Raw genomic sequence first — 22,047 nt, forward strand, 5'->3', positions numbered from 1 at the left:
CGCCGCCCGCGCCGCCGCCGCGGCGCGGCCGACGCCGCTGTTGGACTGCACCAGCAGCAGCCGCGCGCCGATCCCGGCCTCGGCCAGGCGGCCGGTGAGCCTTTGCAGGTAGGCGCCGACCACCGGCATCAGCAGCGTGTTCAGCACCGTGGTGGAGCTGCGCTCGTACTCACGGATCTCCGGGCTGATCTCGCTCGACAGACAGACCGGAAGGTCCGGCCGCGCCTGCCGCAGCGCCCGGGCCAGGAGCTGCTCATGCGCCGGGTTGACATGCGCGTTGAGCAGGCAGACCGCCACGGCCTCCGCCTCCAGCGCCGCCAGGCGGTCGATCAGCGCGGCGATGGCGGCGGGCTCCGGGGCGCGCTCCACACCGCCATCGGCGCGGATGCGTTCCGGCACGCCGAGGCGCCGGTCGCGCGGGATCAGCGGCGCCTCATGCGCCGGCTTCAGGCCGTAGATGTCGCGCCGGCTGTGGCGGCCGATCTCCAGGACATCCTCGAAGCCGGCCGTCGTCAGCAGCACGCCACGCGCCAGCCGGCGTTCCAGCACGGCATTGGTGGCGATGGTGGTGCCGTGCAGCAGCAGGCGGATATCGGAGAGGGCGAAGCCATGGCGCTCAGCCGCCTCGCGCAGCCCGGCCAGCAGGCCGATCGAGGGATCTTCCGGGGTGGTCGGCGTCTTCAGGCTGCGCAGGGCGCCGTCGCGCTCGTCCAGGATCTGCAGGTCGGTGAAGGTGCCACCGATGTCGATGCCGATCCGGATGAAGGGAGTGATGCTCACGGAGGCTCCGTGTGAAGGGGAGGACATGGCGGCTCAGCCCATCACGGCCGGCAGCCAGGTGGCGAGGCCGGGCCAGACCATCATGGCGGCCACGGCGATGAGGTAGGCGATCAGGAACGGCATCACGCCGACGAAGACATCGGTGATCGGCCCGCCCTTCGGGCGCATGCCCTGCAGCACGTACATCACCGTGCCGTCCGGCGGGCTGATCTGCGCGATCTCCACCAGCATGGTGACGACGACGCCGAACCAGATCGGGTCGTAGCCGAGGCCGACGACGATCGGGAAGACCACGGGCACCGTCGTGATGATCATGGAGAAGCCCTCCATGAAGGTGCCGAGCGCGAAGTACATGCCGATGATCGCCAGCATGATGGCCCAGGGCGGCACCGGCAGGTGGCTGATCGTGTCGGCCACGGTCTGCGGCACGTCGATCGCCGTCAGGATGTAGTTCAGCAGGTAGGCGCCGAGGATGATCAGCCCCAGCAGCGCGGTGTTGCGCGCCGTGGCTTCCGCCGCCGCGTTCAGCATCCTGAGCGAGAGCCGCCCTTCGATGACGGCGAAGACCGCGGCGCCGACGACGCCGAGCGCCGCCGCCTCGGTCGGCGTGGCGTAGCCGCCATAGATCGAGCCGAGCACCAGGATGATCAGCAGCAATGTCGGCACCAGGCCGCCAAGGGCGCGCAGCTTGATCGACCATGGCAGCGGCGGCGGCCGGTCGAGCGGGTTGCGCAGCCCGTGCACGGTGATGACGCCGATGAAGAGCAGCGTCACCAGGATGCTCGGCAGGATGGCGGCGATGTACAGCGCGCCGACCGAGGTCTCGGTGATCAGCCCGTAGACGATGAAGGTGATGCCGGGCGGGATCAGGTTGCCCATCGCGCCGCCGGCGGCGAGCGAGCCCAGCACCATGCGCGGATTGTACCGGGTGTCGTTGAAGTAGGGCAGGGCGACCGAGCCCATGGTCGCCGCCGTGGCGACGGAGGAGCCCGAGATCGCCGAGAACAGCGCGCAGGAGGCGATGTTGGTGTGCAGCAGCCCTCCCGGCAGGCGGTTCAGCCAGATGTTGAGCGCGCGGTAGAGCCGGTCCGACAGGCCGGCGCGCAGCAGGATCTCGCCCATCAGGAGGAAGAGGGGCACGGCGATCAGCACGAAATTGCTGGACGGGCCCCAGAAGGTCTGGCCGGCGAAGAGCCAGAAGGGGCGGTCCGAGAAGAGCACGCCGGTGATCAGCGCCAGGATACCGAGCACTGCCGCGATATGCACGCCGGCGCCGAAGAAGACCACGAAGACGGCGATCAGGCCGAGGATCTCGGGCAGCGGCAGCGCCGTCCCTCCCGAGGCGGCGGCGAAGACGAGCACGCCGAGCAGGCCGAGGAGGAAGACGATGGCGATCATGCCGGATGCCCCTCGCGTGCCATGGCGACGGCCTCCAGCGCCTCCTCCGCCTCGTCGTCGATGCTGCGGCTGCCGAGCATCTGGTCCACCTCCTGGAAGCGGCCGAGGAGCAGGCCCAGGATGGCCTCCACCAGCAGCGCCACGATCATCACGACGAAGCTCGCCATCCCGAAGGCCCAGATTCCCTGCGGGATCGCCATGGGCAGATGCAGGGCACTGTTGTCATGCGCGTCGAACATCAGCGATTCGTCGAGCAGCGACCAGGCGGCCCAGGCGACGAAGACGGCGAAGCCGCCGAGCAGGACCAGCGCGAAGACATGCAGGATGGTGCGCAGCCGCAGCGGCATGCGGTTCACCAGCACGTCCACGCGGATATGCGCCCGCGAGGCCAGGGTATGCGCCAGGGACCAGGAGATGCCGCAGGCGAGCATGTAGCTGGTGATTTCCACCGTCGCCGCGCTCGAGACCTGCAGGAAGGTGCGGCCGAGCACGTCGCCGGTGATGAAAAGGGCGCACAGGATGTAGTTCCAGCCGGCCAGGTAGGCCATGAACGCGACGGCCCGGGAGATGCCGTGGCGGACCGCCCGCGCGGCGCGGAGCGGCGCCGGGGTCCTTTCCCCGGCCCGGGTCATCACGGCCGGTACTCCACCCCGGCGATCGGCGCGACCACCTGGTTGAAGATCTCGCCGCAGCGCGCGCCGCAGCGCTTGACGAAGCCCGGCAGGACCGTGCTCTGCACCGCCTCCCGCACCAGGGCGCGGTCTGCCTCGGTGGCCTTCACCTCGGTCATCGGCTTGGCGGCGAGGGGATGGATCTTGCACGCCTCGGCCTTGCCGATGCTGCAATCGATGCCGTCCCGCGTCGCCGAGCGCCCAGAGCTTGTCGTTCATCTCGGCGAAGGTGCCCTCGAGGAAGCCGCGCACCTGCGGGTCGAGCTGGTTCCACCAGGAGAGGTTGACCATGTAGCCGGCGACGGCCCAGGAGAGCGGCAGGTCGGAGATATGCGTCGTCACCTCCGGCCACTTGGCCGAGGCGCCGCTGCCGGTGCCGGTCACGGCGCAGTCGGCGACGCCGCGCTCCAGCGCGCTGTAGACCTCGGGGAAGCCGATGCTGATCGGCTGGCCGCCGATGGTGTTCACCAGATCGACCAGCGAATTGCCGAAGGTGCGGATCTTGCGGCCCTTCAGGTCGGCCAGCGACTGGAAGGGCTGGCGGCAGAACAGCACCTGCGCCGGGAAGGGGTAGAGCAGCACCAGCTTGGTGTTGAAGCGCTCCAGCTCCTTGTTGGCCACCGGCAGCAGCGCCTCGGCGATCCGCCGCGCCTTGCCGATATCGGGCGTCAGGCCCGAGAGATCGATGCCGTCCAGGATCGGGACATCGCCCGAGAGGGTGGAGAGGGTGCCGGCGCCGATATCGACCTGGCCCGAACGCACCAGCCGGACGATCTCATTGCCCGAGAGATTGCGTTCGGCATGGGTGCCGAGCTGCACGGTCAGCCGGCCGTTCGAGCGCTGGGTCAGCGCCTCGCGGAGATAGGGCACGTCGACGCGGGTGTATTGCGGCTGTGTCGGAAGCGGCTGGGTCACCGCGACGATGCGCAGCTTCGGCCCGTCCGGCAGGCTCGCCGGCATCTGCGCCTGGGCGCCGGGAGGGGCGGCGAGGCCCAACAGGGCCACGAGGCCAAGAGACCTGCCCCTGGCCATCCAGCGTGAAAATTCCATAGTTCCGTAGCCCCCATAGCCGCAGTGGTTCCATCCGCTGCTGGCGGTCTCTCCCTGGCCGCGTCTTTTCGGCGGTCCTGTCGCGCTTATCGAAACCAGAGCCCGATGGGCTGTCGAATCGTTAGTTTTGATCGGGGTGATAGATTTCCTTTATCGACCCCGCGCCGTCTCGCAAGCGCTGCGAGGCGATGCTAGCAGGGAGCATGGAGAAGGACAGCGGTATCCGCCCCGGGAAGGAGGCGGTGCCCGCCGGCTATGCGGAGTGGCTGGCGGCGTTGAAGGCGCAGATCCGCGCGGCGCGGCTGCGCGCGTCCCTCTCCGTCAATGCCGAGCTGATCGGCCTCTACTGGCGCATCGGCCGCGAGATCCTGGAGCGGCAGGAGCGCCTGGGCTGGGGCGCCGGGGTGGTCGGACGCCTGGCCGCCGACCTGCGCGCCGCCTTCCCCGGCACCGGCGGCTTCTCCCGTGCCAACCTGCTCTACATGCGCGCCTTCGCGGAGGCGTGGCCGGAGGCGGAGGTCGTCCAACGGGTCGTTGGACGATTGCCCTGGGGGCAGAACATCGAGCTGCTGAGCAAGCTGAAGGACCCCGCCGAGCGGCTCTGGTACGCCGAGGCGGCGCTGGAGCAGGGCTGGAGCCGCCCCGTGCTGGTCCATCAGATCGAGAGCCGGCTGCATGCCCGCCAGGGCCAGGCGGTGACCAATTTCGACCGGGCCCTGCCGCCCGCGCAGTCCGACCTGGCGCGGCAGATCCTGAAGGACCCCTATCATTTCGAGTTCCTCGGCCTCGGCCCGGCGGCGCAGGAGCGGGCGCTGGAGCAGGGGCTGATCGCGCGGGTGCGGGACGTGCTGCTGGAGCTGGGCAAGGGCTTCGCCTTCTGCGGCAGCCAGCATCACCTCGAGGTCGGCGGCCAGGACTGGTACGTGGACCTGCTCTTCTACCACCGCCGCCTGCGCTGCCTGATCGCGGTGGACCTCAAGACCGGTCCCTTCCAGCCGGAGCATGCCGGCAAGATGAACTTCTACCTCGCCGCGCTGGACGAGATGGAGCGGCAGCCGGGCGACAATCCCAGCATCGGCCTGATCCTCTGCCGCGAGCGCAACCGCGTGGTGGTGGAATACGCCCTGCGCGGCCTGGGCAGCCCGATCGGCGTCTCGCAGTACCGGGTGATGCTGCCCGAGGCCCTGCCCGGCGCGCTGGCCGAGGCGCTGCCCTCCGGCGAGGACATCGCCAGCCGCATGGATCTGCCGGATGGGGATCTGCCGGAGCCGGGCGGGGAGGGCTGAGCCGGCGCCGCCGCTGACGTCCGGGGGCCTCAGCCCGGCGCGCCGGCCTCCGCCAGGAGCCAGTCCCGGAAGCGGGCGAGGCCCGGTTCCGCCGCCCGCTCCGCCTCCTGCTGCAGCACGAAGCAGCGCCGGCTGCGGCGGATGAAGGGCGCGGGGACGACCAGACGCCCGCTTTCCAGGTCCGGCGCGACCAGGGCGCGGATCGCCAGCGCCACGCCCAGCCCGCCCGCGGCCGCATCGAGCGCCAGCGCGACGCTCTCGAAATGGCTGCCGCCCTCGGGATCCACTCCGGCGATGCCAGCCGCCGCCAGCCACCGGGCCCAGTCGCGCGGCCGCTGGCGGGAATGCAGCAGATGCTGCCGGGACCAGTCGAAGGGTGGGCCGGCAAGGGCCGGCGCGCAGACCGGCACGGTCTCGATCGGCACCAGCGGCCAGCAGAGCAGGCCCGGACGCGGACGGGGATCGGCCACGGCGATGACGGCGTCGAAGCGGGAAGGCCGCAGCGCCTGCGGGTCGGCGCTGGTGGTCAGCGCGATGTCGAGGTCCGGATGCGCCGCGCGCAGCCGCCCCCAGCGGGGGATCAGCCAGCGGCTGGCGAAATGGGCGTAGGCGCCGATGGTCAGCGGCCGCCGCGCCGGCGGCAGGGCCAGGGCGTCGTCCAGTCCCGTGGCGATGCGGCCCAGCGCCTCGTGCAGGGCGGCGGCCAGGACCGCGCCGGCGGGCGTGGCGTCGAGCCCGCGGGCGCCGCGGATGAAGAGCGGCCGGCCCAGCTCCTCCTCCAGCAGCCGGACCTGGCGGCTGACCGCGCCGGGCGTCACATGCAGTTCCGCGGCGGCCCGGCGCATGCCGCCATGACGGGCGGTGGCCTCGAAGGCACGCAGGGCGGTGAGCGAAGGCAGCCGGCGGGAGACCATGGGGGTGTTGAGCCTAGCGCAACGGCTCCCGTCCTGAAAATCGGTTGCGGCGCCGGCCCGCCGCGCGCAGCGTCCGCCCACCAGGGACGACACCTGTCGGGAACACCGGGAACGAGGCCGCTCACATGCACATCCGCCCCCTCCACACGCCTGCCCCTCAGCCCACCGGTGCCGAGGCGGTGCCGGACAGCCGCGACCTCAACCTCTGGCGGGCCGATCCGGAGCTGGCGCGGCTGGCCGCGCTCTACCTGCCGGCGCCGCTGCTGGCGCATCTGGCGCCGCATCTCGAGCGGCTGGGCGGCCTGGCGGGCGGCCGGCTGGACGAGCTGGCCGGCATCGCCGACCGCAATCCGCCGGTGCTGCATCCGCGCAACCGGCGCGGCCAGGACGACCAGCATATCGACTACCACCCCGCCTATCGCGAGATGGAACGCCTGGCCTTCGGCGAGTTCGGCCTCGCCGCGCTCTCGCACCGCGGCGGCGTGCTGGGCTGGCCGGAGCCGATGCCGCCGGCGGCCAAGTATCTCATCACCTATCTCTTCGTGCAGGCCGAGTTCGGCCTCTGCTGCCCGGTCAGCATGACGGACAGCCTGACGCGCACGCTGCGCAAGTTCGGCGCGCCGGAGCTGGTCGCGCGCTATCTGCCGGCCCTGACCAGCCAGGACCTCGACGCGCTGCACCAGGGCGCCATGTTCATGACCGAGCAGGGCGCCGGTTCCGACATCGCCGCCACCAGCGTCCTGGCGGCCGAGCGGCCGGACGGAAGCTGGTCGCTCACCGGTGACAAGTGGTTCTGCTCCAACGCCGATGCCGGGCTGGCCATGGTGCTGGCGCGGCGCGAGGGCGGCCCGGAGGGTCTGAAGGGCGTCTCGCTCTTCCTGTTGCCCCGGATGCTGCCGGACGGCACGCCGAACCGCTACCGCATCGTCCGGCTGAAGGACAAGCTCGGCACCCGTTCCATGGCCAGCGGCGAGGTGCGGCTGGAGGGCGCGACGGCCTGGCTGGTGGGTGATCCCGGCGCCGGCTTCAAGCAGATGGCCGACATGGTCAACAATTCCCGCCTCTCGAACGGCGTGCGCGCCGCCGGGCTGATGCGCCGCGCCATGACCGAGGCGCTGTTCGTCGCGCACCGGCGGCGGGCCTTCGGCAAGCGCCTCGTCGAGATGCCGCTGATGCAGAGGCAGCTCGCCAAGATGCTGCTGCCGATGGAGCAGGCACGCAGCATGGTCTTCCAGACCGCCGAGGCGCTGCGCCGCGCCGATGCGGGGGAGGAGGGCGCCTATGCCCTGCTGCGCATCCTGACGCCGCTGATCAAGTTCCGCGCCTGCCGCGATGCCCGCAAGGTCACGGGCGACGCGATGGAGGTGCGCGGCGGCTGCGGCTATATCGAGGAATGGCCCGATGCCCGGCTGCTGCGCGATGCGCATCTCGGCAGCATCTGGGAAGGCACCAGCAACATCGTCGCGCTCGACGTGCTGCGCGCCGCCGCGCGGGAGGGCTCGTTGCCGGTGCTGGAGCGGCATCTCCGCAGCCTTCTCGGCAATGGCGCCGCCCTGCCGGAGGCGCTGCCGCTGCTCGGCCGCACCCTGGCCCTGGCGGAGCGGGCGCAGGAGGAGCCGGCGCTGGCGCGGCAGGCCGCCTCGGCGCTCTACCACCTGACCTCGGCCGTGGCCCTGGCCTGGGAGGGCGGCCATGCCGGGCTGGAACGGCGGGGCGAGCTGGCGCGGCTGGTGCTGCGGCACCGGCTTCTGCCGCGCGACCCCCTGGAGGCCGGGACGGGGGAGGAGCTATTGGCGCTGCTGCCCGATCCGGGCGCGGGCTGATCAACCGCCGGCTTCGGCCAGCAGGGCCCCGGCATGGCGCAGGAAGGCCTGCGCCGCCAGGGAGAGCGGGCGCTCGGCGGAATGGATCGCTTCCAGCGCCAGCTCGGCCGGCGCCAGCAGCGGGATCTCGCGCAGGCCGGGGAAGAGCGGGCCGATGCCGGAGAAGGGATCGACGATGGCGAGCCCGGCGCCAGCCTGCACCATGGTCCAGGCCTGGATGATGTGCTCGACCTCGGCCACCGGGCGATAGGCCAGTTCCGCCTCCGCGAAGATCCGGCGCAGCAGGGTGTGCAGGGTCTGCAGCCGCGAGAAGCCGATCAGCGGGGCGGCCACCAGCTCCCGCAGCGTCAGGCCCGCGCGGCCGGCCAGCGCGTGCCCCTCGGGCACCAGACAGCGCAGCGGGCGGCGCGCCAGCTCCTGTCGCCGCAGCCGGGGATCCTGGCCGCTCAGGAAGACCAGCCCGAGGTCGAACTCGCCGCTCAGCAGGGCCTCGCTCAGCTCGTGCCGGCGCAGGATGGCGAGCCGGCCCTCGATCCCGGGGGCGGCGGCGGCGAAGCGCCCGAGCAGGCGTGGGGCCAGGGCCAGGCCCAGCGCATTGATGCTGGCGATGCGCAACAGGCCGGTCTCGGCATCGCGCAGCATGGCGGCGGCGCGATGCACCCGCCGGACCGCCTCGAAGACCTTCTCGACCTCCGCGAAGAGGCTGCGCGCCTCGGCCGTCGGATGCAGCCGCCCGTGCCGGCGCTCGAACAGGGTGAGGCCGATGCGGGCCTCGGCCAGCCGCAGCATCTCGCTCACCGAGGGCTGCGACACGCCCAGCGCCTGCGCCGCGCCGGTGACGCTACCCTCGTGCATGATGGCGTGGAAGACCTCCATCTGGCGCAGGTTCATGCGCGGCCCTCTCCGAACGGCATAGGATTTTCCTATGACCTCCACAAAGCTGCCGATTTGTCGAGCCGTGGCGGGCGGGACTAGCCTCCTTCCGGCCGCGCCGGAGAAGCGCGCCGGGATGGGGATGCCGGGGGCGGCCCAGGAAGGGAGAGTTCTGTCTTGATCGGACGTCGTGACGTATTCCGGGCCGCGATGGCGGCCGGGCTGCCGCTGGCCGCGCCCCGCCTGGGCCGGGCGGCCAGCGGGCGCGTGCTGCGCTTCGTGCCCCAGGCCAACCTCTCCACGCTCGATCCGGTCTTCACCACCGCCGCCGTCACCATCACGCATGGCTACTGCGTCTTCGACACGCTCTACGGCGTCGATGGGCAGATGCGGCCGCAACCGCAGATGGCGGAAGGCGCCGAGGCGGCGCCGGACGGGCTGAGCTGGCGCATCCGCCTGCGCGAGGGGCTGCGCTTCCACGACGGCGAGCCGGTGCTGGCGCGGGACTGCGCCGCCAGCCTGGCGCGCTGGAGCCAGCGCGACACCTTCGGCCAGACCCTCGGCGCCGCCGTGGAGGCCTTCGAGGCCGCGGATGACCGGACCCTCGTGGTGCGGCTGAAGCGGCCCTTCCCCCGCCTGCTGGAGGCGATCGGCAAGCCGCATTCCTCGCCCGCCTTCATCATGCCCGAGCGGCTGGCCCGGACCGACCCGACGAAGCCGGTGACCGAGATGGTGGGCTCGGGGCCCTTCCGCTTCCTGGCCGACGAATATGTCTCCGGCAGCCGCAGCGTCTACGCGCGCTTCGAGGGCTATGTCCCGCGCGAGGGCGCGCCGGACTGGACCGCGGGCGGCAAGCGCGCGGAACTCGACCGGCTGGAATGGATGGTCATGCCCGACCCGGCGACCGCCGCCGCGGCGCTGCAGTCGGGCGAGGTGGACTGGTGGGAGCAGGTGCTGCCCGACCTGGTGCCCCTGCTGGCGCGCAACCGCGCCATCACGCTGCAGCGGCAGGACCCCTACGGCTTCATCTCGGTGGCCCGCTTCAACCACCTGCAACCGCCCTTCGACAAGCCGGCGATGCGCCGCGCCGTGCTCTCCGCCATCCGGCAGGAGGACTACATGCGCGCCATCATGGGCGATGACCGCGAGAGCTGGCGCGAATGCCGCGCCATGTTCCCCTGCGGCCTGCCCGAGGTGAAGCAGCCCTGGACCGAGGCCATGCCGGGCCGCCTCGACGCCGCCCGCGCCGCGGTGAAGGCCGCCGGCTACCAGGGCGAGACCGTCGTCATCATCAACCCGACCGACTACCCCTCGATCGGCCCGCATGGCCAGGTCACCGCGGCGCTGCTGCGCGAGCTGGGGATGAAGGTGGACCTGCAGGAGATGGACTGGGGCAGCGTGCTGCAGCGCCGCTTCTCCCGCGCGCCGGCCGGGCAGGGCGGCTGGAGCCTCTACCACACCAACTGGCCCAGCGTGTCGATCGCCAATCCGGCGATGAACGCCACCATCCGCGGCCAGGGCGAGAAGGGCTGGGCCGGCTGGTACGCCAGTCCGGAGATGGAGCGGCTGACCGCCGAGTGGCTCGCCGCGCCCGACGCCGCCGCCAGCCAGGGGCTGATAGACCGCATCCAGGCGCTCGCCTTCGAGGACGTGCCGAGCCTGCCGCTCGGGCAGTACTTCTCCAGCATGGCCTATCGCAAGGGCATCCAGGGCGTGCGGCCCGGCTCCGCCGCCTTCTTCTGGAATGTCCGCAAGGACGCGGCATGAGCCAGGCTCCCGACCTCGCCGGCCGCTTCGACGTCGTGATCCTCGGCGGCGGCTCGGCGGGCTGCGTCCTGGCCGCGCGGCTCAGCGAGGACGCGCAGCGCCGCGTCCTGCTGGTGGAGGCCGGGCGCGACCTGCGCCCCGGCGCCATGCCGCGCGACATCGCCTCGCCCTATCCCGGCCGCGCCTATTTCAACGCCGCCAACACCTGGCCCGGGCTGCGCGTCGGCATGGGGCGGGACCCCGGCAACCAGGGCGGCGTCACCGAGCGGCCCTACGAGCAGGCGCGCATCCTGGGCGGCGGCTCCTCGATCAATGGCATCGGCGCCAATCGCGGCTCGCCGCACGACTATGCCGAGTGGGAGGCCGCGGGCGCCGCCGGCTGGGGCTGGTCCTCGGTGCTGCCCTACTTCCGCAAGCTGGAGACCGATCTCGACCTGGCCGGGGACACGGCGCTGCATGGCGCCGAGGGGCCGCTGCCCATCCAGCGCATCCCGCGCGCCCTGCACACCGGCTTCGCCCGTCAGGTCGAAGCCGAGCTGAACCGCCAGGGCCACGCCTCGCGGGAGGACCAGAATGGTGCCTGGGAGGACGGGGTCTATCCGATCACCGTCAACCTCGACCGTGACGGCCTCCGCACCTCGACGGCGACGGTCTACCTGACCGAGGCGGTGCGGCGGCGCCCCAACCTGACGATCTGGACCGGGACCCGCGCCGAGGCCGTCCTCTTCGAGGGCCGCCGTGCCAGGGGTGCCCGGCTGCGGCGCGGCGCCGAGCTGCTGGAGGTGGCGGCCAGGCTGGTCATCGTCAGCAGCGGCGCGCTGCATGCCCCGGCGCTGCTGATGCGCAGCGGCATCGGCCCCGGCCGCGCCCTGGCCGGCCTCGGCATCGCCGTGGTCGCGGCCCGGGAGGGGGTGGGGCGCAACCTGCTGGAACACCCCTCGATCGGCATGTCGGCCTTCATCCGCCCCGAGGCGCGGCTGCCCGGCGGCGAGCGCTACCACATCCAGTCGATCCTGCGCTGGTCCTCCCGGATGGAGGACACGCCGCCGGGCGACATGCACACGGCGGTCAACACCCGCTCCGGCTGGCATGCCGTCGGCCACCGCATCGCCACCCTCTTCTCCTGGGTCAACAAGTCCTATTCCCAGGGCCAGGTCACGCTCGCCACGCCGGACCCCGACCGGCCGCCGCTGGTGGATTTCCGCATGCTCTCCGATGCGCGCGACCTGGAGCGGCTGGCCGACGCCTTCCGCCTGGCCGCCGGGGTGCTGCGGGCGCCGGGCCTGGCTGGCACGGTGCTGGAGACCTTTCCCTCGACCTATTCCGAGGAGGTGAAGAGGCTGCTCCGCCCCTCGCGCCGCAACGGCCTGCTGACCGCCCTGGCCGGGCCGGCGATGGACCGCAGCCCGGCGATCCGCCGCCGCATCCTCGCCATGGCGCAGGAGGGGGTGGCGCCCCTCGACCTGCTGCTGGCCGAGGAGGACGCGCTGCGGCTGCATCTGCGCCGGCATGTCGGCGGCGTCTGGCATCCCTGCGGCACCTGCCGCCTCGGCGACGAGGCCGACCCGCGGGCGGTGTGCGACCCGGCCGGGCGGGTGATCGGCGTGGAGGGGCTGATGGTCTGCGATGCCTCGCTCATGCCGACCATTCCCTGCGCCAATCTGAACGTGCCGGTGATCATGATGGCGGAGAAGATCGCCGACATGCTGCGCGGCCAGGAAAAGGCCATCCCCCTCATGGCCCTGGCCGGCCGCGGCTGAGGCCAGGGACAGCCGCCGGGGAGGGGAGAGGGAGCGAAACGCGCCGGAAGCACGGCGAGGATGACGTACCACGCCTCAAGGAGGTTGCGATGTCTCTGCCTGTCCGTTGCAAGCCCGGGCTCCGGCTCCGCCGGCTCGCCCCCATCCTGCTTGCCCCCCTCCTGCTCGCCGGTCTCGCGGCGCCGCTGGTCCCGGCCCGCGCCGAGACGGTGCTGCGCTACGCCGCCTCGGCCGAGCCGCGCACGCTCGACTCCATCGTCAACGTGCTCTCCATCACCCATCAGCACAGCTATCTCGTCTATGACACGCTCTTCGCGCTGGACGAGACGCTGACGCCGCGGCCGCAGATGGTGGAGAGTGTCGAGGCGAGCGAGGACGGCCGGCGCCGCACCCTGACGCTGCGCCCCGGCCTGCTGTTCCACGACGGCCGGCCGGTCACCGCCGCCGATGCCGTGGCCTCGATCCGCCGCTGGGCGCGGCGCGACACCAGCGGCCGCAAGCTGGCCGAGATGGGCATGGCGCTGGAGGTGATCGACGAGCGCCGCTTCGCCGTCACCCTCGACAGCGACACGCCCCTGCTGCTGGAGGCCTTCGCCAAGCCGACCTCCACCGCGCTTTTCGTGATGCGCGCCGAGGAGGCGGAGAGCGACATCACCACGCCGGTGAAGCGGATCATCGGCTCCGGCCCGTTCCGCTTCGACAGCGCCGCGCACCGCCCGGGCGACCGGCTGGTCTATCGCCGCAACCCCGACTACCGGCCGCGCCCGGAGCCGGCCAGCGGCTTCGCCGGCGGCAAGGTGGCGCGGGTCGACCGGGTGGACTGGCTGATCCTGCCGGATTCCGCCTCCGCGGTGGCCGCGTTGCAGACCGGCGAGATCGACATCTACGAGACCCCGCCGCTGGATCTGCTGCCGGTGCTGGAGCGCAACCGGGAGATCGTCGTCGCTGTGCATGGCCGGCAGGGGCAGTACGGCTTCCTCCGCCCCAACCATCGCCAGCCCCCCTTCGACAGGGCGGAGGCGCGGCGGGCGCTGGCCATGCTGATGCGGCAGCCGGACTTCATGGCCGTCACCGCGGGCAGCGACGGGAAGTACTGGCGGGAATGCTACAGCTTCCTGTCCTGCGGCGGGCTGAACGAGAACCAGAAGCACGCCGAGTGGCTGCGCCAGGGGGATGCGGCGGCGGCGGCCCGGCTGTTCCGCGAGGCCGGCTATGACGGCCGGCCGGTGGTGCTGATCGCGCCGGGCGACAACGAGATCATCCGCGGCTTCGGCATGCTGGCCGCCGAGCGGATGCGCGCCGCCGGGCTGACGGTCGATCTGCAGACCATGGACTTCGCCACCATGATGTCCCGCCGCAACCGCCAGGACGCACCGGCGCAGGGTGGCTGGAACATTTTTCCCATGTGGTCCTACGGCTTCGAGCTGGACAATCCGGTGGCCAATGTGGCGCTCAGCACCAATTGCACCGATGCCTCCTACGCCGGCTGGGCCTGCTCGAAGCGCATCGAGGCGCTGAAGGATGCCTGGGCGCGGGAGAGCGCGCCGGAGAGGCGCGCGGCGCTCCTGGACCAGATCCAGCAGGAAGCCTCGGCTCTGGTGCCGATCGTCCCGCTCGGTCAGTTCTTCGCGCCCATCGCCTATCGCCGCACGGTCACCGGATTGTTGCAGACGCCGGTGCCGGTGTTCTGGAATCTGGAGAAGACGGCGCCCTGAGGCGGTTGACGGCACCGCCGCCGCGCCCTTCCCTGGCCGGGGAGAAGGGCCGGGGGAAGGAGGGTCGCGATGACGGAACGGCGCGCCGCGGTGCTGGAGGCCTTCAGGAAGCAGATCGCCTGGTGCGAGCGCCTGGGCTCGCCCTTCACCGCCCGCCTGCTCGGCCTGCTGGCGGAGGATCTCGCGGCGGGCGGACCCGCGGCGGACCTGGCCGGGCACTGGTCCGGCGATCCGGTCGCCGATGCCCTGGCGCTGCGCCTGGCCGGCGCCCTGCATGCCCTGGTCCTGTCCGGCGAGGCGCCGGCGCTGGCCGCCTGCTATCCGCCCCAGGCCGATGCGCGGGCCGATGCGCCGGATGCCGCGGCCCTGCGCGTCGTGCTCCTGGCGCGGCGGGCGGAGATCGCCGCCTTCCTGGCCTCGCCGCCGCAGACCAACGAGGTCGGCCGCTCCGGCGTGCTGCTGGGCGGCTTCCTGGAGATCGCCCATCGGGCCGGCCTGCCCCTGCGCCTGCTGGAGATCGGCGCGAGCGCGGGGCTGAACCTGCTCTGGGACCGCTTTCACTACACCCTGGGCGATGCCGTCTGGGGCGATCCGGCGAGCCCGGTCCGTCTCGCGCCGCGATGGACCGGGCCCCTGCCGCGCCTGGCGGCGCCGGTCCGCGTCGCCAGCCGTGGCGCCTGCGACCGCAGCCCGGTCGATCTCCGCGACCCGGCCCAGAGGCTGCGCCTGCGCGCCTATGTCTGGCCGGACCAGCGGGACCGGCTGGCGCGGCTCGACGGCGCGATCGCCCTGGCGCTCGGCGCCGGGTCGCGGGTCGAGCCCGCCGATGCGGGCGACTGGGTGGCGGCGCGCCTGGCCGAGCCGGCGGAGGGCCAGGCCACCGTGCTCTACCACTCGATCATGTGGCAATACATGCCAGCCGCCACCCGGGCGCGCATCGCCGGCGCCCTGTCCGAGGCCGGTGCCCGCGCCACGGCCGCCGCCCCGCTGGCCTGGCTGCGCTTCGAGCCGCCACAGGCCGAGGCCCGCCCCGAATTGCGGCTGACCCTGTGGCCCGGCGGCGGCGAGAGCCTGCTGGCCACGGCGCAGGCGCACGGCCAGACCGTCGACTGGACGGGCGGCTAGCGGGCGGAAGGTCCCTCTTTGTTCTCGCGGGCAGGCGGTGCTAGGCTGGCTGTCCGATGTCCGCCCCCGCAGCCCTGGCGGCGTATCGCCGCATCCTCCATATCGACATGGATGCCTTCTACGCATCCGTGGAACAGCGCGACAATCCGGCCCTGCGTGGCATTCCCCTCGCCGTCGGCGGGGCGCGGGAGCGGGGCGTGGTGGCGGCGGCCAGCTACGAGGCGCGCCGGTTCGGCGTCCGCTCGGCCATGCCCTCGGTCACGGCGCGGCGGAAATGCCCGGAGCTGGTCTTCGTCAAGCCGCGCTTCGACGTCTACCGGGCGGTCTCCCGGCAGATCCACGACATCTTCGCCCGCTACACGCCGCTGATCCAGCCGCTCTCGCTGGACGAGGCCTATCTCGACGTCACCCACCCGCTGCGCGACCTCGGCTCGGCCACCGCCATCGCCGAGGAGATCCGCGCCGCGATCCGCGCCGAGACCGGGCTGACCGCCTCGGCCGGCGTCTCCTACAACAAGTTCCTGGCCAAGCTAGCCTCGGACCACCGCAAGCCGGACGGCCTCTTCGTCATCACCCCGCGCCTGGGTCCCGGCTTCGTCGAGGATCTGGCGGTGGAGCGGTTCCACGGTATCGGCCCGGCCACGGCGGCGCGCATGCACCGCCTCGGCATCCATACGGGCCGGGATCTGCGCGACCGCGACCTGGCCTTCCTGACGCAGCATTTCGGCAAGGCCGGCCGCTTCTACTACGGCGTGGCGCGGGGCGAGGACGAGCGGCCGGTGAACCCCGACCGCCTGCGCAAGTCGATCGGCGCCGAGACCACCTTCGAGCGCGATCTGACGCAGTGGGAGCCGGCGTGGCAGGCTCTGCAACCCCTGCTGGACAAGGTCTGGCAGGCGGCCGGCGGGAAGGGGCATGCCGGCCGGACCGTCACGGTGAAGGTCAAGTTCGCCGATTTCCGCCAGATCACCCGCAGCCGCTCCGGTGCGGTGCCGATCGCCTCGCGCGAGGCCATGGCCCGCATCGGCGAGGAATTGCTGCGCCCGGTCTTCCCCGCGCCGGGCGGCGTGCGGCTGCTCGGCATCACCCTCTCCAATCTCGGCGCCGAGGCCGTGGAAGGACAGCCGCGGCAACTGGCGCTGGGGTTGTGAGGCAGGCGGGTCCCGGAGGGTGCCTCAGCGGACCTGCCGCTTCTCCAGCTTGCGCGCCAGGGTGCGCCGGTGCATGCCAAGCCGCCGGGCCGTCTCGGAGATGTTGAAGCCGGTCTCCGCCAGGGTCTGGTGGATGCGCTCCCATTCCAGCGTCTTGATCGAGGTCGGCGTGCCATCCAGCTCGGCCTCGGCATCGCCCTCCGCCTTGCCGAAGGCGGCCTCGATGTCATCCGTGTTGGAGGGCTTGGCGAGATAGTGGCAGGCGCCGAGCTTGATCGCCTCCACCGCCGTGGCGATGCTGGCGAAGCCGGTGAGCACGACGATCAGCATCTCCGGATCATGCGCGTGCAGCGCCTGGACGCAGGCGAGGCCGGAGGCGCCCTCCAGCTTCAGGTCGACCACCGCGTAATGCGGCGAGCGGTGCTGCAGCAGGGCGAGGGTCTCGTCCAGGCCGCTCGCCAGCAGCACCTCGTAGCCGCGGCGCTCGAAGGAGCGCCGCAGGGTGCGGGAGAAGCTGGCATCGTCCTCAACGATCAGCAGCAGCCGCTCATCCGCCATGCTGGGCCCCGGCCGGCAGGGCCAGCGCCGCCAGCGGCAGCGTCAGGGTCACGGTCGCGCCGCCGCCCGGCCGGTTGACCGCGGCGACGCTGCCGCCGAGCTTGCGCATCACGTTCACCACCAGGAAGAGGCCGAGGCCGCGCCCCTCGCGCCCCTTGCTGCTGTGGTAGGGACGGCCGAGCCGCGCCAGCATTTCCGGCAGGAAGCCCGGTCCGTCGTCGCTGACGGTGAGGACGAGATCGCCATCCCGGCGCCGGGCGGCCATGCGGATGCCGGCGGGAGAGGCTTCATGGGCATTGTCGAGCACATTGGCGATGACCTGCTTCAGCACCGGATCGGCGATGATCGGGACGTCTTCGCCGATCCTGTCGGCATAGGCGAGGGCGGTTCCCGGCCGGCTTCCCTGCCACTCCGCCACGGTGGCCGCCAGGAAGCTCCTGAGGCGGATAAGGGCCGGCGCCTCGCCCCGCGCCTCCCCGGCGGAGCGCAGGATGCCGCCGACGATGGACTTGCAGCGCTGCACCGCCGCCTGCATCTCCTCCATCTCCTGTACCAGATCGGGCATCGCCCGCAAGGCCGGCATCCGGCGCCAGTCGCCCAGGATGACGGAGACCGTGGCCAGCGGCGTGCCCAGCTCATGCGCCGCGCCCGAGGCCAGCAGGCCCATGCGGACGATATGGTCCTCCTCGAAGGCCTGCTGCCGCATGCGGGCGAGATTGGCGTCACGCTCCCGCAGGTTGCCGCTGATGCGGGTGACGAAGATGACCAGCAGGACGGCGTCCAGCAGGAAGCAGACCAGCGCGCCGCGGAGGTACAGGGCCAGGAAGTCCTCCCGCATCCCAGGCGGCAGCGCCAGCGGATGGTGCACCAGGGCGAGGCTCAGCCCGCAGAGGCTGGCCAGGGCCAGCAGGGCCCAGGTCCAGCGCATCTCCAGCAGCACCGCGGCCAGGGTGATCTGCAGCAGGTAGAGCGAGAGGAAGGGATTGGTGGCGCCGCCGCTCAGATAGAGCTGCACGGTCAGGGCGATCACATCCGCGGCGAGGGTCAGGAAGAGTTCCGGCGAGCCCGGCGGGGGCCGCAGCAGAAGGCGAAGCTGGCTGGCCAGGTTGAGCAGGACCAGCCCGCCCAGCACCATGGACATGGCCGGAAGCGGCAGGGCGATGCCGAGGCCCCAATGCACCACGCCGATGGTCAGCACCTGGCCGATGACGGCGAGCCAGCGGAGCTGGATCAGCAGCGACAGGTTCTTGCCGCCCGTGGTGTCCCGCGAGCCCGAGGCCGGCGCGCCATCCGGCGGTGCCGTGTTCCCGCCTTCCCTCATGCCGCCGATGCCCTCCCTACCTTCAGGCGGCGCTCCGCCGCACCCGCCACTCCTCGCGGATCGCATAGGCGGTGCCGCCGGCCACCATCAGTGCCAGGGCATACCACGTCAGGGCATAGACCAGATGGGTGTTGCGGAAGCTGGTCACGGTCAGGCCGCCAACCGGCAGCGTCCCCGGTGGCCCGGCCTCGGCATCGACGAAATAGGGCGCGACGCCCGCCAGGCCGCGGGCGGCGGCGATGGCCGCCACGTCGCGCGAATGCCAGCGGTCCGCCGCCGGGTCGTTGCTGCGCAGGAAGCCGCCGCCCGGCTCGCTCAGCCGCAGCAGGCCGAGGATCTCCTGCGGCCCTACCGGCGTGACGATCTCCGACCGCTGCCCGGAGGCGACGAAGCCACGATTGACCAGCACGGTGAAGCCGGCCTCGTCCCGCAGCGGGCTGAGCACCCAGAAGCCGGCGCCGAGGGCGGTGGTCGCCTGGGTCAGGGCCGGGGGCACCGGCAGGAAGTGGCCGCGCAGCGAGACCCGGCGATACTCGTCCCGCGCGGCGGAGAGGGCGGGCCATTCGGCCGGGCCGGGCGCGGGGGCCGGGGCGGCGTGGAGACGCGCCTCCACCCGGGCGATCAGGTCCAGCTTCCAGGCCCGGCGCTGCAACTGCCAGCTGCCCAGCCCGATCAGGCCGAGGAAGACGAGAAGCGCCGCCAGGCCGAGCAGCAGGCGGGTGGCGAGGCCGCGCCGCGGGGTCTCCTCCCCGGCGGGCCCCGCCTCCGCTCGTCTCAGGGAACGCTCCGCATGTCGTGGAGCATCAGCGGCATCATGTTGGCATTCAGGTGATACATGACCCAGAGCGAGCCGGCGATGGTGATCCCCACGACAACCAGCGTGAAGATCAGCGCCAGCATGTTCCAGCCCTCCTCCGACTGGCTGTTCATGTGGAGGAAGAAGAACATGTGCACCACGATCTGCACCACGGCGAAGCCCATGATCAGCAGGGCGGTGGCCACGCTGCTCTCCAGCACCTCGCCCATCACCAGCCAGAAGGGGATGGCGGTGAGGACGACGGAGAGGCCGAAGCCGATCAGGTAGCCCTTGAGGGAGCCATGGGCACCCTCGTCGTGATGGTCGTCATGGTGGGCGGCATGGGCATGCTGGCCGGCCGCCTCAGGATGAGCGCTCATGGCAGGACCCCGATCAGGTAGACGTAGGAGAAGACGCCGATCCAGATGACGTCGAGGAAGTGCCAGAACAGGCTGAGGCACATCAGCCGCCGGCGGTTCTCGGCGATCAACCCGTGCTTCGCCACCTGGAGCATCAGCGTGACCAGCCAGACGCAGCCGAAGAAGACGTGCAGCCCGTGGGTGCCGACGAGGGTGAAGAAAGCGGACAGGAAGGCGCTGCGCTGCGGCGTGGCGCCGACATGGATCAGGTGGTGGAACTCATAGAGCTCCAGCCCGAGGAAGGCGGCGCCGAACAGGCCGGTGATGCCGAGCCAGGTCAGGGTGGCGCCCTTCCGCCCCTTCACCATGGCCAGCATGGCGAAGCCGTAGGTGATCGAGGAGAAGAGCAGCATCGAGGTGTTGATCGCCACCAGGCCCAGGTCGAAGAGATCGGCCGGCGAGGGTCCGGCGGCGTAGTTGCGGCCGAGCACCCCGTAGGTGGCGAAGAGCACCGCGAAGATGAGGCAATCGCTCATCAGGTAGATCCAGAAGCCCAGCATGGTGCCGGACCCGGGATGCGCGTGCTCCTCCTCCAGGACGTAGAAGGAGGCCGGACCTTCCGCCGGCTGCGGCGTGTGCATCGACATCAGGCTTACTCCCCGGCCAGCGCGCGGGTGCGGCTGTCCTCGCTCCGCGCCACCTCCTCGGCCGGGATGTGGTAGTCCCGGTCGTAGTTGAAGGTGTGCTCGATGGAAACGTACAGCACGGCGGCGAAGGCCAGCACCGCGAGCCACCAGATATGCCAGATCAGCGCGAAGCCCAGCACCAGCGAAAGGGCCGAGAGGATGACGCCCGTGCCAGTGTTCTTCGGCATGTGGATCGGGCGGAAGCCGGCCAGCGGCCGCGCGTGGCCGCGCTGCTTCATATCCCACCAGGCGTCATGGTCCTGGATCACCGGCGTGAAGGCGAAGTTGTAGGCCGGCGGCGGCGAGGCGGTGGCCCATTCCAGGGTGCGGCCGTCCCAGGGGTCGCCGGTCACGTCGCGCAGCTGGTCGCGCCGCAGGAAGCTGACCACGAGCTGGACCAGGAAGCAGCCGATGCCGCAGGCGATCAGCACCGCGCCGAAGGCGGCGACGACGAACCAGATCTGCAGCGACGGGTCCTCGAAGTGGTTGACGCGGCGGGTGACGCCCATCAGCCCGAGGACATAGAGCGGCATGAAGGCGAAGTAGAAGCCGACCAGCCAGAACCAGAAGGAGAGCTTGCCCCAGAAGGGATCGAGGCGATAGCCGAAGGCCTTCGGGAACCAGTAGGTGATGCCGGCCAGCATGCCGAAGACCACGCCGCCGATGATGACGTTGTGGAAGTGCGCGATCAGGAACAGCGTGTTGTGGAACTGGAAGTCGGCGGGCGGAATGGCGAGCATGACGCCGGTCATGCCGCCGATGACGAAGGTGACCATGAAGCCCACGGTCCACATCATCGGCACCTCGAAGCGGATGCGTCCGCGGTACATGGTGAACAGCCAGTTGAACAGCTTGGCGCCCGTCGGGATCGAGATGATCATCGTCGTGATGCCGAAGAAGGAGTTCACGCTGGCGCCGGAGCCCATGGTGAAGAAGTGATGCAGCCAGACGATGTAGGACAGGATGGTGATGACCACGGTCGCGTAGACCATGGAGGTGTAGCCGAAGAGGCGCTTGCGGCAGAAGGTCGAGACCACCTCCGAATAGACGCCGAAGGCCGGCAGGATCAGGATGTAGACCTCCGGATGGCCCCAGATCCAGATGAGGTTCACGTACATCATCGGATTGCCGCCGAGATCGTTGGTGAAGAAGTTGGTCCCCACGTAGCGGTCCAGCGTCAGCAGCACGAGCGTCGCCGTCAGCACCGGGAAGGTGGCGACGATCAGCACGTTGGTGCAGAGCGAGGTCCAGGTGAAGACCGGCATCTTCATCAGGCTCATGCCCGGCGCGCGCATCTTCACGATGGTCACGATCAGGTTGATACCGGAGAGCGTCGTCCCCACGCCCGCGATCTGCAGGGCCCAGATGTAGTAGTCGACGCCCACCCATGGGCTGTGCACCGGCCCCGAGAGCGGCGGGTAGGCCAGCCAGCCCGTGGCCGCGAATTCGCCGACGAAGAGCGACATCATGACCAGGATGGCGCCGGCCGTGGTCATCCAGAAGCTGAAATTGTTCAGGAAGGGGAAGGAGACGTCGCGGGCACCGATCTGCAGCGGCACCACGAAGTTCATCAGGCCCGTGACCAGCGGCATGGCCACGAAGAAGATCATGATCACGCCATGGGCGGTGAAGATCTGGTCGTAGTGGTGCGGCGGCAGGTAGCCTTCCGAGGCGCCGAAGGCGATGGCCTGCTGGGCGCGCATCATCAGCGCGTCCGCGAAGCCACGCAGCAGCATGATCAGCGCCAGGATGATGTACATGATGCCGATGCGCTTGTGGTCGACCGTGGTCAGCCACTCGCGCCAGAGATAGCCCCAGAGCCCGAAGCGCGTGATCGCCGCCAGGAGGGCCACCCCGCCCAGCGCCACGGCCGCGAAGGTCGCGACCAGGATGGGCTCGTGCAGCGGCAGGGCGGCTAAGGTCAGGCGGCCGAAGAGGAAGGAGGTGGAGTCCGGAGCTGGGGACATGTCTCTACTCTGTCATGCCATCCCTTGTCCGCCACGGCGGCCAAGGG

18 protein-coding genes are annotated in these 22,047 nt (G+C 71.3%); 7 read left to right on the forward strand and 11 right to left on the reverse strand.

Translation table 11 applies throughout. The annotated features are described in order from the left end of the window. From ACVMLK_RS07105 to dctP, 3 genes are all read right to left on the reverse strand, one after another. On the reverse strand, nt 1–780 hold a 780-nt coding region (locus tag ACVMLK_RS07105; RefSeq protein ID WP_457485991.1), incomplete at its 3' end, for a hydantoinase/oxoprolinase N-terminal domain-containing protein. Nucleotides 781–813: 33 nt separating this feature from the next. Further along, on the reverse strand, nt 814–2,178 hold the full coding sequence (locus ACVMLK_RS07110) for a TRAP transporter large permease (RefSeq protein ID WP_198366712.1): 1,365 nt from the start codon (nt 2,176–2,178) through the stop codon (nt 814–816). Next, nucleotides 2,175–3,854, reverse strand: coding sequence for a TRAP transporter substrate-binding protein DctP (gene dctP, locus ACVMLK_RS07115; RefSeq protein WP_457485992.1), 1,680 nt, complete (start codon nt 3,852–3,854; stop codon nt 2,175–2,177). Before dctP ends, ACVMLK_RS07110 begins: the two co-directional genes overlap by 4 nt. A gap of 248 nt (nt 3,855–4,102) precedes the next feature. Here dctP and ACVMLK_RS07120 point away from each other — a divergent pair, with 248 nt between their 5' ends. Next, nucleotides 4,103–5,185 (forward strand): PDDEXK nuclease domain-containing protein, encoded by a 1,083-nt coding sequence (locus ACVMLK_RS07120; protein ID WP_457485993.1) that lies wholly within the window; start codon nt 4,103–4,105, stop codon nt 5,183–5,185. A 29-nt stretch (nt 5,186–5,214) separates the two neighbouring features. On the opposite strand, the gene ACVMLK_RS07125 is transcribed toward ACVMLK_RS07120, so the two are convergent. Next, nucleotides 5,215–6,099, reverse strand: coding sequence for a LysR substrate-binding domain-containing protein (locus ACVMLK_RS07125; protein ID WP_457485994.1), 885 nt, complete (start codon nt 6,097–6,099; stop codon nt 5,215–5,217). 125 nt (nt 6,100–6,224) lie between these two features. Here ACVMLK_RS07125 and ACVMLK_RS07130 point away from each other — a divergent pair, with 125 nt between their 5' ends. Next, nucleotides 6,225–7,922 carry an acyl-CoA dehydrogenase family protein gene (locus ACVMLK_RS07130; protein WP_457485995.1) on the forward strand — a complete coding sequence of 566 codons (1,698 nt, stop codon included), beginning with the start codon at nt 6,225–6,227 and terminating at the stop codon, nt 7,920–7,922. Here the strand turns inward: ACVMLK_RS07130 and ACVMLK_RS07135 are convergent, their stop codons facing one another. Beyond that, nucleotides 7,923–8,813 (reverse strand): LysR family transcriptional regulator, encoded by an 891-nt coding sequence (locus tag ACVMLK_RS07135; RefSeq protein WP_457485996.1) that lies wholly within the window; start codon nt 8,811–8,813, stop codon nt 7,923–7,925. It lies immediately after the preceding gene. Between the two features lie 192 nt (nt 8,814–9,005). Here ACVMLK_RS07135 and ACVMLK_RS07140 point away from each other — a divergent pair, with 192 nt between their 5' ends. From ACVMLK_RS07140 to dinB, 5 genes are all read left to right on the forward strand, one after another. Continuing rightward, entirely contained in the window at nt 9,006–10,562 is a 1,557-nt protein-coding gene (locus ACVMLK_RS07140) for an ABC transporter substrate-binding protein (RefSeq protein WP_457486014.1), read from the forward strand. Continuing rightward, on the forward strand, nt 10,559–12,322 hold the full coding sequence (locus tag ACVMLK_RS07145) for a GMC family oxidoreductase (RefSeq protein WP_457485997.1): 1,764 nt from the start codon (nt 10,559–10,561) through the stop codon (nt 12,320–12,322). The genes ACVMLK_RS07140 and ACVMLK_RS07145 overlap by 4 nt, the downstream gene beginning before the upstream one ends. A gap of 89 nt (nt 12,323–12,411) precedes the next feature. Beyond that, nucleotides 12,412–14,037, forward strand: coding sequence for an ABC transporter substrate-binding protein (locus tag ACVMLK_RS07150; RefSeq protein WP_457485998.1), 1,626 nt, complete (start codon nt 12,412–12,414; stop codon nt 14,035–14,037). A 69-nt stretch (nt 14,038–14,106) separates the two neighbouring features. Continuing rightward, nucleotides 14,107–15,162: a DUF2332 domain-containing protein gene (locus ACVMLK_RS07155; protein ID WP_457485999.1), complete on the forward strand. Its 1,056-nt coding sequence runs from the start codon at nt 14,107–14,109 to the stop codon at nt 15,160–15,162. 56 nt (nt 15,163–15,218) lie between these two features. After that, nucleotides 15,219–16,313 carry a DNA polymerase IV gene (dinB, locus tag ACVMLK_RS07160; RefSeq protein ID WP_422925326.1) on the forward strand — a complete coding sequence of 365 codons (1,095 nt, stop codon included), beginning with the start codon at nt 15,219–15,221 and terminating at the stop codon, nt 16,311–16,313. 24 nt (nt 16,314–16,337) lie between these two features. Here the strand turns inward: dinB and ACVMLK_RS07165 are convergent, their stop codons facing one another. Genes ACVMLK_RS07165 through cyoB form a run of 6 tightly spaced genes read right to left on the reverse strand, consistent with a single transcriptional unit; the run spans nt 16,338 to nt 22,000 of the window. Next, entirely contained in the window at nt 16,338–16,871 is a 534-nt protein-coding gene (locus ACVMLK_RS07165; RefSeq protein WP_198366701.1) for a response regulator transcription factor, read from the reverse strand. Further along, nucleotides 16,861–18,192: an ATP-binding protein gene (locus ACVMLK_RS07170; RefSeq protein WP_198366700.1), complete on the reverse strand. Its 1,332-nt coding sequence runs from the start codon at nt 18,190–18,192 to the stop codon at nt 16,861–16,863. Before ACVMLK_RS07170 ends, ACVMLK_RS07165 begins: the two co-directional genes overlap by 11 nt. 22 nt (nt 18,193–18,214) lie before the next feature. After that, the gene (locus ACVMLK_RS07175) at nt 18,215–18,970 is read right to left on the reverse strand and encodes an SURF1 family protein (protein ID WP_422925360.1); all 756 of its coding nucleotides are present in this window, start codon (nt 18,968–18,970) and stop codon (nt 18,215–18,217) included. Beyond that, entirely contained in the window at nt 18,967–19,368 is a 402-nt protein-coding gene (gene cyoD / locus ACVMLK_RS07180) for a cytochrome o ubiquinol oxidase subunit IV (RefSeq protein ID WP_457486000.1), read from the reverse strand. Before cyoD ends, ACVMLK_RS07175 begins: the two co-directional genes overlap by 4 nt. Then, nucleotides 19,365–19,994, reverse strand: a complete 630-nt coding sequence (gene cyoC / locus ACVMLK_RS07185) for a cytochrome o ubiquinol oxidase subunit III (protein ID WP_198366698.1) — start codon at nt 19,992–19,994, stop codon at nt 19,365–19,367. Before cyoC ends, cyoD begins: the two co-directional genes overlap by 4 nt. 5 nt (nt 19,995–19,999) lie before the next feature. Continuing rightward, complete coding sequence (gene cyoB, locus ACVMLK_RS07190) at nt 20,000–22,000, reverse strand: cytochrome o ubiquinol oxidase subunit I (protein WP_198366697.1); 2,001 nt, start codon at nt 21,998–22,000, stop codon at nt 20,000–20,002. Between the last annotated feature and the right edge of the window lie 47 nt (nt 22,001–22,047).

The sequence above is a fragment of the Teichococcus aerofrigidensis genome (assembly GCF_054073225.1).

Excerpts from the sequence above, each read along its gene's own strand:
- ACVMLK_RS07110 (WP_198366712.1), bottom strand. The coding sequence starts at position 2,178 with ATGATCGCCATCGTCTTCCTCCTCGGCCTGCTCGGCGTGCTCGTCTTC.
- ACVMLK_RS07120 (WP_457485993.1), top strand. The coding sequence starts at position 4,103 with ATGGAGAAGGACAGCGGTATCCGCCCCGGGAAGGAGGCGGTGCCCGCC.
- ACVMLK_RS07125 (WP_457485994.1), bottom strand. The coding sequence starts at position 6,099 with ATGGTCTCCCGCCGGCTGCCTTCGCTCACCGCCCTGCGTGCCTTCGAG.
- ACVMLK_RS07130 (WP_457485995.1), top strand. The coding sequence starts at position 6,225 with ATGCACATCCGCCCCCTCCACACGCCTGCCCCTCAGCCCACCGGTGCC.
- ACVMLK_RS07135 (WP_457485996.1), bottom strand. The coding sequence starts at position 8,813 with ATGAACCTGCGCCAGATGGAGGTCTTCCACGCCATCATGCACGAGGGT.
- ACVMLK_RS07140 (WP_457486014.1), top strand. The coding sequence starts at position 9,006 with ATGGCGGCCGGGCTGCCGCTGGCCGCGCCCCGCCTGGGCCGGGCGGCC.
- ACVMLK_RS07145 (WP_457485997.1), top strand. The coding sequence starts at position 10,559 with ATGAGCCAGGCTCCCGACCTCGCCGGCCGCTTCGACGTCGTGATCCTC.
- ACVMLK_RS07150 (WP_457485998.1), top strand. The coding sequence starts at position 12,412 with ATGTCTCTGCCTGTCCGTTGCAAGCCCGGGCTCCGGCTCCGCCGGCTC.
- ACVMLK_RS07155 (WP_457485999.1), top strand. The coding sequence starts at position 14,107 with ATGACGGAACGGCGCGCCGCGGTGCTGGAGGCCTTCAGGAAGCAGATC.
- dinB (WP_422925326.1), top strand. The coding sequence starts at position 15,219 with ATGTCCGCCCCCGCAGCCCTGGCGGCGTATCGCCGCATCCTCCATATC.
- ACVMLK_RS07165 (WP_198366701.1), bottom strand. The coding sequence starts at position 16,871 with ATGGCGGATGAGCGGCTGCTGCTGATCGTTGAGGACGATGCCAGCTTC.
- ACVMLK_RS07170 (WP_198366700.1), bottom strand. The coding sequence starts at position 18,192 with ATGAGGGAAGGCGGGAACACGGCACCGCCGGATGGCGCGCCGGCCTCG.
- cyoD (WP_457486000.1), bottom strand. The coding sequence starts at position 19,368 with ATGAGCGCTCATCCTGAGGCGGCCGGCCAGCATGCCCATGCCGCCCAC.
- cyoC (WP_198366698.1), bottom strand. The coding sequence starts at position 19,994 with ATGTCGATGCACACGCCGCAGCCGGCGGAAGGTCCGGCCTCCTTCTAC.
- cyoB (WP_198366697.1), bottom strand. The coding sequence starts at position 22,000 with ATGTCCCCAGCTCCGGACTCCACCTCCTTCCTCTTCGGCCGCCTGACC.